The 13,018-nt window shown below is 59.0% G+C and carries 19 protein-coding genes; all 19 read left to right on the forward strand.

Annotation, left to right across the window (positions count from 1 at the left end):
- The 19 genes from ACR0AI_RS12760 (at nt 1) to nuoK (ending at nt 13,014) form a co-directional block, all read left to right on the forward strand.
- Entirely contained in the window at nt 1–789 is a 789-nt protein-coding gene (locus ACR0AI_RS12760) for a crotonase/enoyl-CoA hydratase family protein (protein ID WP_480674406.1), read from the forward strand.
- Nucleotides 790–975: 186 nt separating this feature from the next.
- Complete coding sequence (locus ACR0AI_RS12765) at nt 976–1,341, forward strand: NADH-quinone oxidoreductase subunit A (protein WP_170375125.1); 366 nt, start codon at nt 976–978, stop codon at nt 1,339–1,341.
- Nucleotides 1,332–1,865: a NuoB/complex I 20 kDa subunit family protein gene (locus ACR0AI_RS12770; RefSeq protein WP_037307875.1), complete on the forward strand. Its 534-nt coding sequence runs from the start codon at nt 1,332–1,334 to the stop codon at nt 1,863–1,865. Before ACR0AI_RS12765 ends, ACR0AI_RS12770 begins: the two co-directional genes overlap by 10 nt.
- 12 nt (nt 1,866–1,877) lie before the next feature.
- Entirely contained in the window at nt 1,878–2,480 is a 603-nt protein-coding gene (locus tag ACR0AI_RS12775; RefSeq protein WP_170375126.1) for an NADH-quinone oxidoreductase subunit C, read from the forward strand.
- Between the two features lie 3 nt (nt 2,481–2,483).
- Nucleotides 2,484–2,657 carry a hypothetical protein gene (locus tag ACR0AI_RS12780; RefSeq protein ID WP_170461080.1) on the forward strand — a complete coding sequence of 58 codons (174 nt, stop codon included), beginning with the start codon at nt 2,484–2,486 and terminating at the stop codon, nt 2,655–2,657.
- Nucleotide 2,658: 1 nt separating this feature from the next.
- On the forward strand, nt 2,659–2,781 hold the full coding sequence (locus ACR0AI_RS12785) for a hypothetical protein (RefSeq protein WP_419738290.1): 123 nt from the start codon (nt 2,659–2,661) through the stop codon (nt 2,779–2,781).
- The gene (locus ACR0AI_RS12790; RefSeq protein WP_170375130.1) at nt 2,781–4,004 is read left to right on the forward strand and encodes an NADH-quinone oxidoreductase subunit D; all 1,224 of its coding nucleotides are present in this window, start codon (nt 2,781–2,783) and stop codon (nt 4,002–4,004) included. The genes ACR0AI_RS12785 and ACR0AI_RS12790 overlap by 1 nt, the downstream gene beginning before the upstream one ends.
- The gene (gene nuoE / locus ACR0AI_RS12795) at nt 4,004–5,110 is read left to right on the forward strand and encodes an NADH-quinone oxidoreductase subunit NuoE (protein WP_480674403.1); all 1,107 of its coding nucleotides are present in this window, start codon (nt 4,004–4,006) and stop codon (nt 5,108–5,110) included. The genes ACR0AI_RS12790 and nuoE overlap by 1 nt, the downstream gene beginning before the upstream one ends.
- Nucleotides 5,111–5,137: 27 nt before the next feature.
- The gene (locus ACR0AI_RS12800) at nt 5,138–5,359 is read left to right on the forward strand and encodes a DUF5337 domain-containing protein (protein WP_170467891.1); all 222 of its coding nucleotides are present in this window, start codon (nt 5,138–5,140) and stop codon (nt 5,357–5,359) included.
- 12 nt (nt 5,360–5,371) lie between these two features.
- Entirely contained in the window at nt 5,372–6,670 is a 1,299-nt protein-coding gene (gene nuoF, locus ACR0AI_RS12805) for an NADH-quinone oxidoreductase subunit NuoF (RefSeq protein WP_480674401.1), read from the forward strand.
- A complete protein-coding gene (locus ACR0AI_RS12810) occupies nt 6,667–7,173 on the forward strand; it encodes a DUF3291 domain-containing protein (protein ID WP_170467887.1) in 507 nt (168 codons plus the stop codon). Before nuoF ends, ACR0AI_RS12810 begins: the two co-directional genes overlap by 4 nt.
- A gap of 80 nt (nt 7,174–7,253) precedes the next feature.
- Entirely contained in the window at nt 7,254–7,598 is a 345-nt protein-coding gene (locus tag ACR0AI_RS12815; protein ID WP_170719119.1) for a hypothetical protein, read from the forward strand.
- Between the two features lie 98 nt (nt 7,599–7,696).
- Nucleotides 7,697–8,101: a DUF5333 domain-containing protein gene (locus ACR0AI_RS12820; protein ID WP_480674397.1), complete on the forward strand. Its 405-nt coding sequence runs from the start codon at nt 7,697–7,699 to the stop codon at nt 8,099–8,101.
- Nucleotides 8,102–8,103: 2 nt separating this feature from the next.
- A complete protein-coding gene (gene nuoG / locus ACR0AI_RS12825; RefSeq protein WP_480674395.1) occupies nt 8,104–10,119 on the forward strand; it encodes an NADH-quinone oxidoreductase subunit NuoG in 2,016 nt (671 codons plus the stop codon).
- 45 nt (nt 10,120–10,164) lie between these two features.
- Complete coding sequence (nuoH, locus tag ACR0AI_RS12830) at nt 10,165–11,202, forward strand: NADH-quinone oxidoreductase subunit NuoH (protein ID WP_170467881.1); 1,038 nt, start codon at nt 10,165–10,167, stop codon at nt 11,200–11,202.
- A gap of 1 nt (nt 11,203) precedes the next feature.
- The gene (gene nuoI, locus ACR0AI_RS12835) at nt 11,204–11,698 is read left to right on the forward strand and encodes an NADH-quinone oxidoreductase subunit NuoI (RefSeq protein WP_039524264.1); all 495 of its coding nucleotides are present in this window, start codon (nt 11,204–11,206) and stop codon (nt 11,696–11,698) included.
- A complete protein-coding gene (locus ACR0AI_RS12840) occupies nt 11,695–12,105 on the forward strand; it encodes a carboxymuconolactone decarboxylase family protein (protein ID WP_170642992.1) in 411 nt (136 codons plus the stop codon). The genes nuoI and ACR0AI_RS12840 overlap by 4 nt, the downstream gene beginning before the upstream one ends.
- The gene (locus ACR0AI_RS12845) at nt 12,102–12,704 is read left to right on the forward strand and encodes an NADH-quinone oxidoreductase subunit J (protein ID WP_480674392.1); all 603 of its coding nucleotides are present in this window, start codon (nt 12,102–12,104) and stop codon (nt 12,702–12,704) included. Before ACR0AI_RS12840 ends, ACR0AI_RS12845 begins: the two co-directional genes overlap by 4 nt.
- Before the next feature lie 4 nt (nt 12,705–12,708).
- On the forward strand, nt 12,709–13,014 hold the full coding sequence (nuoK, locus tag ACR0AI_RS12850) for an NADH-quinone oxidoreductase subunit NuoK (protein WP_005984024.1): 306 nt from the start codon (nt 12,709–12,711) through the stop codon (nt 13,012–13,014).
- Nucleotides 13,015–13,018: the final 4 nt, after the last annotated feature.

Below are 13,018 nucleotides of genomic sequence, written 5' to 3' on the forward strand. Positions count from 1 at the left end.
ATGTTTGAAACGATTACGGTCGTCACGGATGACCGGGGTGTTGCGACGCTAACCCTGTCGCGCGCCGAAAAGCACAACGCCATGTCGGCGCTGATGATCAGCGAATTGACGCAGGCCGCGGCGCAGCTGGGGCGAGACGAGGCGGTGCGCGTTGTTGTGCTGACTGGCTCTGGCAAGAGTTTCTGCGCCGGGGGCGATCTGGGGTGGATGCGCGATCAGATGGCTGCGGATGCCGAGACCCGATTTACCGAGGCGCGCAAGCTGGCGGAAATGCTGCAGGCGCTGAACGAGATGCCCAAACCTCTGATTGGTGCATTGCAAGGCAACGCGTTTGGCGGTGGTGTCGGGCTGGCCTCGGTCTGCGATGTGGCAGTGGGCGTTGACACCCTGAAAATGGGCCTGACCGAGACCCGGCTGGGCCTGATCCCAGCGACGATTGGGCCTTACGTAATCGCGCGGATGGGTGAGGCCCGCGCGCGGCGTGTTTTCATGTCGGCGCGTCTGTTTGATGCAGCCGAGGCGGTGGAGCTTGGCCTGTTGGCAAAAGCGGTGCCAGCCGATCAACTGATGCGCGCTGTCGAGGATGAAATCACCCCCTACCTGTCCTGTGCGCCGGGGGCTGTGGCGTCGGCTAAGGCCTTGGTTCAAAACCTCGGTCCGCGTCTTGACGACAGTGTGATTGACCATACCATCCAAGTGTTGGTCGCCCGATGGGAGACGCCTGAAGCACGTGAAGGCATCGAAGCTTTCTTTGAAAAACGTAACCCCAAGTGGAACAACAAAGTTTAACTTGGGGCGTCTATTGTCCGCTGAGGCGAAAACGGGGTGATTCCCGAAGGTCTGTCAAGGGGATGAATGACGTGGTGCGCGCTTGTGTTCGGTTGACCCTCTGACCGCGTGGGGCTAGAGAAAGTCGAGTCAACACGCCAATTGACGGCGCCCTCCGAAAGGGGACGCGCAGGAAAGGAGCTAGACGTGGAAGACCTGCTGCGGGAGTATCTCCCTATTCTGGTGTTTCTGGCCGTAGCCATCGGCCTGGGAATTGTCCTGATTCTGGCAGCTGTCGTTCTGGCAGTTCGCAACCCCGATCCCGAAAAAGTCAGCGCCTATGAATGCGGCTTCAACGCGTTTGATGACGCTCGGATGAAGTTCGATGTGCGCTTCTATCTGGTTTCGATCCTGTTCATCATTTTCGACCTCGAGATTGCGTTCCTGTTCCCTTGGGCCGTGGGCTTTAAAGACATCAGCGATGTAGGGTTCTGGTCGATGATGGTGTTCCTGGGCGTTTTGACCATCGGCTTTGCCTATGAATGGAAGAAGGGGGCCTTGGAATGGGAGTGATGACGGGTGCAAATACCGCCGGCGTCGACAAAGAAGTCGCCACCCAAGCCCTCAATGCCGAGCTGCAGGACAAAGGCTTCCTGCTGACCTCGACCGAAGACATTATCAATTGGGCGCGGACCGGGTCTTTGCATTGGATGACCTTTGGTCTGGCCTGCTGCGCAGTTGAGATGATGCACACTTCGATGCCGCGCTATGACGCGGAACGGTTTGGCATCGCGCCGCGTGCCTCGCCGCGCCAGTCCGATGTGATGATTGTGGCTGGTACACTGACCAATAAGATGGCTCCGGCGCTGCGCAAGGTCTATGACCAGATGCCCGAGCCGCGCTATGTGATCTCGATGGGGTCCTGCGCGAATGGCGGTGGCTACTACCACTACTCCTATTCCGTCGTACGTGGCTGTGACCGGATCGTTCCGGTAGACATTTACGTCCCCGGATGCCCTCCGACGGCTGAGGCGCTGCTGTACGGCTTGATGCAGCTGCAACGCAAAATTCGCCGTACCGGCACGATCGTGCGCTAAGGGAGAGGGCGGATGAGCGAAGCACTCAAAGAACTCGGTACGCATCTGGAGCTGAAACGGTCCGACTGTGTGTTGTCCTGGGATGTCACCCATGGCGAGTTGAACGTGGATGTGGCGCCGTCAAACCTTGTGGAGTTCATCGAATTCCTCAAAAGCGACCGCTCCTGCCAGTTCTCGACGCTGGTCGATATTACAGGCGTGGACTACCCCGAACGGGCCAAGCGGTTCGACGTGGTCTATCATTTCCTCTCGATGTACCAGAACCAGCGCATTCGTCTGCGCGTCTCCATCCGCGAAGAAGACATGGTGCCCTCGATCGTCGATACGCATCCCTCGGCGAACTGGTTCGAGCGTGAGGTTTTCGACATGTTCGGCATCTTGTTCTCGGGCCATCCGGACCTGCGGCGCATCCTGACCGATTACGGGTTCCGCGGCTATCCGTTGCGCAAGGATTTCCCGACCACCGGCTATACCGAGGTCCGCTATGACGAGGCGCAGAAACGCGTGGTCTATGAACCCGTCAGCCTCGTGCAGGAATACCGTCAGTTTGATTTCATGTCCCCATGGGAAGGTGCCAACTACATTCTTCCGGGGGATGAGAAACAGGAGTCGTAAGTCATGGAGTTCCTGATCTGGATCGCTTTCACGATCGCCACGATCATCCCGATGCTGAAACTGCTGCCGCATTTCGGGATCGAGAAGTTCTGGGCGTTTGCCTGTGTCATCCCGATTGGAACGCTGATCCTACTGTGGATCATGGCCATGAAGCTGCAAGAGATGGAGCGTCGCTGAGATGCTGGGGGAACTGATCATTTTGGGCGCTCTTGGGGTGCTGCTTGCCGGCGCCGCGGCCAAGGCGGCTGAGGCCGAGAAGGTCCGGGTGCGCGCGGACGCGAAGAAAAAGCGGGGGCGGTGATGGACGGCTCAAGATATGATGACGGCAGCACGGACGCGCTGAGCGGCGAACAGAAGATCCGCAATTTCAACATCAACTTCGGACCGCAACACCCTGCCGCGCATGGCGTTTTGCGTTTGGTGCTTGAGCTGGACGGAGAAATCGTAGAGCGCTGCGATCCGCATATCGGTCTGCTGCACCGTGGCACCGAAAAGCTGATGGAAAGCCGGACGTATCTGCAGAACCTGCCGTATTTCGACCGTCTGGATTACGTGGCGCCGATGAACCAGGAACATGCTTGGTGTCTGGCGATTGAGAAATTGACTGGCGTGGAAGTGCCGCGCCGTGGCTCGTTGATCCGGGTGCTGTATTCCGAGATCGGTCGCATCCTGAACCATCTGCTGAACGTGACCACGCAAGCGATGGATGTGGGCGCTCTGACCCCGCCGCTGTGGGGTTTTGAAGAACGCGAAAAGCTGATGGTGTTCTATGAGCGCGCCTGTGGTGCCCGCCTGCACGCCGCCTATTTCCGCCCCGGTGGTGTGCACCAAGACCTGCCGCCCGAGCTGCTGGACGATATCGAGGCGTGGAGCCACGAATTCCCCGCCGTCCTCGACGACATTGACGGGTTGTTGACCGAAAACCGCATCTTCAAACAGCGCAACGCCGATATTGGCGTTGTGACCGAGGATGACATTCAGAAATACGGTTTCTCGGGCGTGATGGTCCGTGGCTCGGGCCTTGCATGGGACCTGCGCCGCGCGCAGCCCTACGAATGCTATGACGAGTTCGAGTTCCAGATCCCCGTCGGCAAGAATGGCGACTGCTATGACCGTTACCTCTGCCGCATGGAAGAGATGCGCCAGTCACTGCTGATAATCCGTCAGGCCATCGCCAAAATCCGCGAATGCCCGGGCGACGTTCTGGCGCGTGGCAAGATCACCCCGCCGAAACGCTCGGACATGAAGACCTCGATGGAGAGCCTGATCCATCACTTCAAGCTTTACACCGAAGGCTTCCACGTCCCTGCGGGTGAGGTTTATGCCGCCGTCGAGGCCCCCAAGGGCGAGTTCGGCGTCTATCTTGTCGCCGACGGCACCAATAAACCCTACCGCGCCAAACTCCGCGCACCGGGATTCCTGCATCTGCAAGCCATGGATCACGTCGCCAAAGGCCACCAACTGGCTGACGTCGCCGCCATCATCGGCACCATGGACGTCGTATTTGGAGAGATTGACCGCTAATGCTCCGCCGTCTTCATCCCGAACAACCTGATAGCTTTGCCTTCACCGCTGCCAACCAGAAATGGGCCGAAGCGCAGATCACCAAATACCCTGAGGGCCGCCAAGCCAGTGCGGTGATCCCTCTGCTTTGGCGCGCGCAAGAGCAGGAGGGCTGGCTGTCCCGCCCGGCAATTGAATCCGTCGCCGACATGCTGGGCATGGCCTATATTCGCGTGCTCGAGGTCGCCTCGTTCTACTTCATGTTCCAACTGCAGCCGGTCGGCTCTGTGGCGCATATTCAGGTGTGTGGCACGACCTCATGCATGATTTGCGGTGCCGAGGATCTTATTGCGGTCTGCAAGGAAAAGATCGCAGCCAAGCCACACGTGCTATCCGCCGATGGCAAGCTGAGCTGGGAAGAGGTGGAATGCCTCGGGTCCTGTACGAATGCTCCGATGGCGCAGATTGGCAAGGATTACTACGAAGACCTGACCGCCGAGAGCTTTGGCAAGATCATTGACGATCTGGCGGCGGGGAAGGTGCCTACGCCCGGCCCTCAGAACGGGCGTTATGCGGCTGAGCCTTTGAAAGGCCTCAGCAGCCTGACGGAACATGAGGCCGGAAAGCCGGATCATAATGCCAGCGTGGCCTTGGCGGCCGAACTGGGCGATACGGTCAAGCGGATAGACGGGACTGAGGTTCCGATCCTCACGCCTTGGCTGGGGAAAGACGGCAAACAGGCTGGGGCATCTGCGGCGGCGAAACCGCCGAAAGCGCCTGAGCCACCTAAACCTGCCGTGAAACAGGCCGCTGAGACCAAAGCGAAAGAAGTCGAGGAAGATAAACCCCGAACGCTGACTGAGGCGCGTGGGGGACTGCCGGATGACCTCAAGATGCTCAAAGGCGTGGGGCCGAAGCTGGAAGAGACGCTGAATGATCTGGGCTTCTTCCACTATGATCAGATCGCGGCTTGGACGCCCGAGCATGTGGCCTGGGTGGATGCGCGTCTGAAGTTCAAAGGCCGGATCGAACGCGATGGCTGGATTGAACAAGCGGCCAAGCTGGCCGTTGGGGATGAGACCGAATTCGCCAAACGTGCCAAGGAAGACGGCACTTACGAAGACTAAACGCCCCTGCAAGGGCTCAAGGACGAGATGGATAAGGACAAAGAGCAAGCCATAGCCCGCAAGGGCCGACATATAGGCATCGTCATCGCCGTGACGATGGTGGTTTGGCTTGGCATGACTTTGTTCATCGGCCCCGCGATTGGAATGCCGGGGCGCTATGCGCTGCTATTCGATTTCGCTGCTTTGGCCGGCTTCATCTATGCAGGCGTCAACATATTTCAACTCTGGCGCATGCGTCAGGACAGCTGAGGGTAACACGCGATGCTGAAGGATCAGGACCGGATCTTTACCAACATCTACGGGATGCACGAGCGTACTCTGCGCGGCGCGCAGGCCCGAGGGCATTGGGATGGCACCGCTGGTCTGATCGAAAAGGGCCGGGATTGGATCATCCAGACGATGAAAGACTCGGGCCTGCGTGGGCGCGGTGGCGCGGGCTTCCCAACCGGTCTGAAATGGTCGTTCATGCCCAAGGAAAGCGATGGCCGCCCGTCTTATCTGGTGGTGAATGCGGATGAATCCGAACCGGGCACCTGCAAAGACCGTGAGATTATGCGCCACGATCCGCATACGCTGATCGAAGGCTGCCTGATTGCCTCTTTCGCGATGAATGCGCACACCTGCTATATCTACCTGCGCGGCGAATACATCCGCGAACGCGAGGCGCTACAGGCCGCAATTGATGAGGCCTATGACGCCGGGCTGTTGGGCAAGAACGCGGCCGGCTCGGGATGGGATTTCGACATCTTCCTGCATCACGGCGCGGGTGCCTATATCTGTGGCGAAGAAACTGCGCTGATCGAAAGCCTTGAGGGCAAAAAGGGTATGCCGCGCATGAAGCCGCCATTCCCGGCTGGCGCAGGCCTCTATGGCTGCCCAACCACGGTGAACAACGTGGAGTCCATCGCTGTTGTACCGACCATCCTGCGCCGGGGTGCGGATTGGTTTGCGGGTTTTGGTCGTCAGAACAACGCGGGAACCAAGCTGTTTGCGATCTCGGGCCATGTGAACAACCCTTGCGTCGTCGAAGAGGCGATGTCGATCCCGTTCGAGCAACTGATCGAAACCCATTGCGGTGGCATTCGCGGCGGCTGGGACAACCTGCTCGCGGTCATTCCGGGGGGATCGTCCGTTCCGTGCGTGCGCGGTGAAAACATGCGCGATGCGATCATGGATTTCGACTATCTGCGCGGTGAACTGGGCTCGGGTCTTGGCACGGCGGCGGTGATCGTGATGGATAAGTCCACCGACATCATAAAAGCGATCTGGCGGCTGTCGAAATTCTACAAGCATGAAAGCTGCGGCCAGTGTACGCCATGCCGAGAAGGCACTGGCTGGATGATGCGGGTAATGGACCGCCTTGTGCGCGGTGAGGCTGAGCTGGAAGAGATCGACATGCTGTTGGACGTGACCAAACAGGTCGAAGGCCACACGATCTGCGCCTTGGGCGATGCCGCGGCCTGGCCGATCCAGGGCCTGATCCGCAACTTCCGCGAAGAGATCGAGGACCGCATCAAGGCGCAGAAATCAGGCCGCATGGGGGCTATGGCAGCGGAATGATCAGGCAGCCCGACGGATATCATCTGGCCGAACTGAATATTGGCCGCCTGCTGGCCCCGACGGATGACCCTCGGGTGGCTGAGTTCATGGCCAATCTCGACAAGGTCAACGGCTTGGGCAAGCGGATGCCGGGCTTTGTATGGATGATGGAAGGCTCGGGCGAACCGGGAACCGGGAATACGGAAAACGCGATTGGGGGCGATCCTCAATTTGTCGCCAACCTGACGGTCTGGGAAGACGTCGCGAGCCTTGAGACATTTGTCTGGGGCACCATACACAAACAGTTTTACGACCGCCGTCAGGAGTGGTTTGAACTGCTGGGGGATCAGCATTTCGTCATGTGGTGGGTGCCCGCAGGGCACCAGCCGGATCTGGATGAAGCCATGGCGCGGCTAGAGCGTCTGCGCCATGAAGGTCCAAGTGAACACGCCTTTGGATGGGCGGATTTGAAACAAGCAAGCAAGTGGCGCGACAATCGTTGCGCTCAGGTCGCAGCGGAGTGAGCGGGATGACACACCATTCTGATCGCGCGCGCAGCCGCCCAGATGCCAGCCATCTGACAGGAATAAACAAAGTGAAGACAATGAAACTCTCAACCTTGGCTGGCCTTGCAGGGCTTGTGCTGGTCTCGGCCTGCACCGTCTCCTCGTCCAAGGACCGTGTGCTGTTTGACGGCCAGTTTTTCCGTGCCAAGGCCAAATCGGTCGACAAACGCAATACGCCGACCGAATTCACTGTTGTCGTGAACAACGTGTCAGCCTCGCTTGACGGCGCGCGAGAGGCAGGCCGGTTCGAAGGCACCAAATTCTGCATCCAGAACTTCGGCTCGTCGCGGATTGTCTGGAAGGTTGGCCCGGATACCGAACCGCAGAACCTGCGCATCAGCGACGACAAACTGACTTTTGCGGGAACCTGCCAGAGACCATGAGGCTGTTTTCCGCATATCACGGCAGGGCCAGCGGTCTGTTATTGCATAGCAGACAGGGCGACACCCATCTTGGTCGATCCAAGAAGGAAGGACCTGTCATGACTTATGCGAAAACACTTGCCATCGGTCTTGCGCTGATGATCCCAGCGATCGCCGAGGCCAAGCCGCCTCTGCGTGAGGTGAAACAGATCGACAATGAGCTGTACTACATCGCGGTCGCGAAAGAGATTTCGGACTATTGCCCCTCGATCAGCGGGCGGAAGCTGAAAGCGATCAACGTGATGTGGGGGCTGCGGTCCGAGGCGAACAGCCTTGGCTACTCGGACCAAGAGATCCGGGCCTATGTCGAATCCGATGCCGAAAAAGACCGGATGCGCGCCAAGGGCGAGGCCTATCTGGCCTCCAACGGGGTGACCTACGAGAACCCGAATTCCTTCTGCACTTTGGGTCGGAAGGAAATCGACAGAAACAGCGCCATCGGCGTTTATTTGAGGGCGAACTGACGATGTCTGACCTCCGCAAGATCAATATCGACGGGCAGGAAATCGAAGTCGATGGTGCTATGACCCTGATCCAGGCCTGTGAAGAGGCCGGGGTCGAGGTGCCGCGCTTCTGCTATCACGAACGTCTGTCGATTGCGGGGAACTGCCGGATGTGTCTGGTTGAGGTCGTGGGCGGCCCTCCGAAACCTGCGGCCTCTTGCGCGATGCAGGTGCGTGATCTGCGTCCAGGGCCGGAGGGGCAACCGCCACAGGTCAAGACGAACTCACCCATGGTCAAGAAGGCCCGCGAAGGGGTGATGGAGTTTTTGCTGATCAACCACCCTCTGGATTGCCCGATCTGCGATCAGGGGGGTGAGTGCGACCTGCAGGATCAGGCCATGGCCTATGGTGTTTCGGGCTCGCGCTTTAAGGAAGCCAAGCGCGCCGTAGATGATCTGGATCTGGGGCCGCTGGTCGGTACCGCGATGACCCGCTGCATCAGCTGCACCCGCTGTGTGCGCTTCACAACCGAGGTCGCCGGCATCACTCAGATGGGTCAGACAGGGCGAGGCGAGGATGCCGAGATCACCTCATACCTCAACCAGACGCTGCATTCGAACCTGCAGGGTAACATCATTGATTTGTGCCCCGTGGGGGCGCTGACCTCGAAACCCTATGCCTTCACCGCGCGTCCTTGGGAGCTGACCAAGACCGAGAGCATTGACGTAATGGATGCTTTGGGCTCGAACATCCGCGTGGATACCAAGGGGCGTGAAGTGATGCGGTTCCTCCCGCGCAACCATGACGGCGTGAACGAGGAATGGATCAGCGACAAAACCCGGTTCGTCTGGGACGGGTTGCGCCGTCAGCGTCTGGACCGTCCGTATGTGCGCGAAAACGGCAAGCTGCGCCCGGCCTCGTGGCCTGAGGCGTTGACCAAAGCTGCTGAAGCGCTGAAAGGGGCCGAAAAACCGGCGGGTCTCGTCGGTGATCTAGCGCCGGTTGAGGCGATCTTTGCGCTGAAACAGATGATCGAAGGGCAGGGCGGCGTTGTCGAATGCCGTACGGACGGGGCCAAGCTGCCTGCGGGCAACCGTGGAGCCTATGCCGGGACCGCCGCGATCGAAGATATCGACCTGGCCGAGCGTATTCTGCTGATCGGTACCAATCCGCGCGATGAGGCTCCGGTTCTAAATGCCCGCATCCGTAAGGCTTGGGCGCATGGGGCCGAGGTTGCTTTGGTCGGTCCGGCGGCCGATCTGACCTATGAATACCACCACATGGGCGACGACCGCGGAGCGTTGCAAAAGGTTGTCGACATGGGCGGCAATGATGAGATCAAAGCAAAACGCTCTTTGGTCATTGTTGGTCAGGGCGCGTTGCAAGAGGCCGATGGCGCCGCTGTTCTGGCGGCCGCGCAAGCCATTGCAAGCAATACCGAAAGTGGGCTGATCATCTTGCATACCGCAGCCGCGCGTGTGGGCGCGATGGATGTGGATGCCACCAACGCAGATGGTATGGACGCGATCAGCGCAGCTGATGTGATCTATAACCTCGGCGCGGATGAGGTCGAAATTGGAGACGGCGCATTCGTGATCTATCAGGGCAGCCATGGCGACCGTGGCGCACACCGCGCTGATGTGATCCTGCCCGCCGCCGCCTATACCGAGGAAAACGGGTTGTTCGTGAACACCGAAGGCCGCCCTCAGCTGGCCATGCGTGCGGGCTTTGCGCCGGGTGAGGCCAAAGAAAACTGGGCCATCTTGCGTGCGCTCTCGGCCGATTTGGGCGCGACGTTGCCCTTCGATTCCTTGGCGCAATTGCGGACCGCGTTGATCGAGGCGGTGCCGCATCTGGCGCATATCGACGAGGTGATCGAGAACGAGGTGCAGCCGCTTGAGGCTGGTGCACTGGGCAAGGCGAGTTTCCGCAACGCGGTCCAGGATTTCTACCTGACCAACCCGATCGCACGCGCCTCACAACTGATGGCCGAGCTGTCGGCGCAGGCGAAAAACACAGACAGGATGGCAGCTGAATGATCCGTCCCGCAGAGATATCCCCGACGACCCACGGTGTGAGGACCAATGGCTGATTTCTTTAACACACCGGGCGGCATCGCCCTGATCGTCCTGGCGCAGGTGCTTGCCGTTGTGGCCTTTGTGATGATCTCGCTGTTGTTCCTTGTCTATGGTGACCGCAAGATCTGGGCGGCTGTTCAGATGCGCCGGGGGCCCAATGTGGTGGGCGCTTACGGTCTGTTGCAAACAGTCGCTGACGCGTTGAAATATGTGGTCAAAGAGGTCGTCATCCCGGCAGGCGCGGACCGCACCGTGTTCATCCTTGCTCCGCTGACCTCTTTCGTACTGGCAATGATCGCCTGGGCCGTGATCCCGTTCAACGACGGCTGGGTGCTGTCAGATCTGAATGTGGCGATCCTCTATGTCTTCGCCGTATCCTCTTTGGAGGTTTATGGCGTGATTATGGGCGGTTGGGCGTCGAACTCAAAGTATCCTTTCCTTGGTTCGTTGCGCTCTGCAGCGCAGATGATTTCTTACGAGGTGTCCATCGGCCTGATTATCATCGGCGTGATTATCTCGACCGGCTCGATGAATTTCGGAGATATCGTTCGCGCGCAGGACGGCTCGTTCGGGTTCTTCAGCTGGTACTGGCTACCGCATTTCCCGATGGTCTTCCTGTTCTTCATCTCGGCGCTGGCGGAAACCAACCGACCCCCGTTCGACCTGCCCGAGGCGGAATCAGAACTGGTCGCAGGCTATCAGGTCGAATACTCGGCCACGCCATTCCTGCTGTTCATGGCAGGCGAATACATCGCCATCTTCCTGATGTGCGCCCTGACCACGCTGCTCTTTTTCGGTGGCTGGTTGTCGCCGATCCCGGGCCTGCCTGACGGTGTGCTATGGATGGTCGCGAAGATGGCGTTCTTCTTCTTCCTCTTCGCGATGGTAAAAGCGATCACGCCCCGCTACCGCTATGACCAGTTGATGCGTCTGGGTTGGAAAGTATTCCTTCCTTTCTCGTTGGCCTGGGTAGTGTTCGTGGCCTTCGCGGCAAAATTCGACTGGTTCTGGGGCGCATTCGCGCGTTGGAGCGTAGGAGGCTGATATGACCCAAATCGACTACACCCGCGCTGCCAAGTACTTTCTGCTGCAAGACTTCTGGGTCGGCATGAAGCTGGGGCTGAAATATTTCTTCGCGCCCAAAGCCACCGTGAACTATCCGCATGAAAAGGGCCCTCTGTCGCCTCGGTTCCGCGGCGAGCACGCCTTGCGCCGATATCCAAATGGCGAGGAACGCTGTATCGCCTGTAAGCTCTGCGAGGCGATTTGCCCGGCGCAAGCCATAACCATTGACGCCGAACCGCGCGAAGACGGCAGCCGTCGCACCACGCGCTACGACATCGATATGACCAAATGCATCTATTGCGGTTTCTGCCAAGAGGCCTGCCCGGTCGATGCCATTGTCGAAGGCCCGAACTTCGAATTCGCCACGGAAACCCGCGAAGAGCTGTTTTACGACAAGGAAAAGCTGCTCGACAACGGTGAACGCTGGGAAGCCGAAATTGCCCGCAATCTGGAAATGGATGCGCCGTACAGATGAGTGACACGCCGACAAATCCGTTTGAGCTGATGATGAAGCAGGCGCAGGACATGGCCAAGGCGATGAATCCGGCGATGGAGAATTTCTCGCCCAAGGGGTTTGAGAACCTATGGCCGACCATGCCCAAAGAGGTCATGGAGATGATGTTCGGCAACACCGTCAACAAGGACGGGCTGGATGCCAAGACGCGTCTGCTGCTGACGCTGGCCGGGCTGACCTGTCAGGGCGCTCAGGCGGACTCGGCCGTGCGTCAGACCGTGCGCCATGCGCTTGAGGCGGGCGCAAAGAAACAAGAGATCGTGGAAACGATCGGTCAGATGTCGGTCTTTGCTGGCATCCCGGCCATGACCCGCGCGCTGGATCTGGCGCAAGAGGTTCTGGGCGACAACGAGGATGAGGATCAATGACCGTCTTTGCCTTCTACCTGTTTGCCATCAGCACCATCACCGGCGGGCTTTTCACGGTGATCAGCCGCCAGCCGGTGCATTCGGTGCTTTGGCTGATCCTGTCTTTCCTGTCGTCGGCGGGGCTGTTCGTACTGCTGGGTGCCGAATTCGTGGCGATGCTGTTGATCATCGTCTACGTGGGCGCGGTCGCGGTGCTGTTCCTGTTCGTGGTGATGATGCTGGACGTGGACTTTGCCGAGTTGAAGGCCGAGATGGCGCGGTACATGCCGCTGGCTCTGTTGATTGGTCTGGTGATCCTGATGCAGTTCATCATTGCGTTCGGAGCGTGGGACAGCGCCCAAGGCATTGAGGCCAATCTGGCCCAACCGGTTCCTAGCGACCGCCACAACACCGAAGCGCTGGGTGTCATCCTTTACGATCAATACTTCCTTCTGTTCCAACTGGCGGGCTTGATCCTGCTGGTGGCGATGATCGGCGCCATCGTGCTGACTTTGCGCCACCGTCAGGATATCAAGCGTCAGGACATCGTCGGCCAGATGATGCGCGACCCAGCCAAGGCGATGGAGTTGAAGGACGTGAAACCGGGGCAGGGACTTTAAGAAGATGATCGGACTTGAACACTATCTTACGGTCGCCGCGACGCTGTTCGTCATCGGCATCTTCGGTCTCTTCCTGAACCGCAAGAATGTCATCATCCTACTGATGAGCATCGAGTTGATGCTGCTGGCGGTGAATATCAACCTTGTGGCGTTTTCCAGCTTCCTCGGTGATCTGGTCGGGCAGGTGTTCACGCTGTTCGTGCTGACCGTTGCGGCGGCGGAGGCGGCGATTGGTCTGGCCATTCTGGTCTGCTTCTTCCGCAACCGTGGCACCATCGCGGTTGAAGACGTCAATATGATGAAGGGCTAAGAGA

Source organism: Ruegeria sp. BG3, from assembly GCF_056538485.1.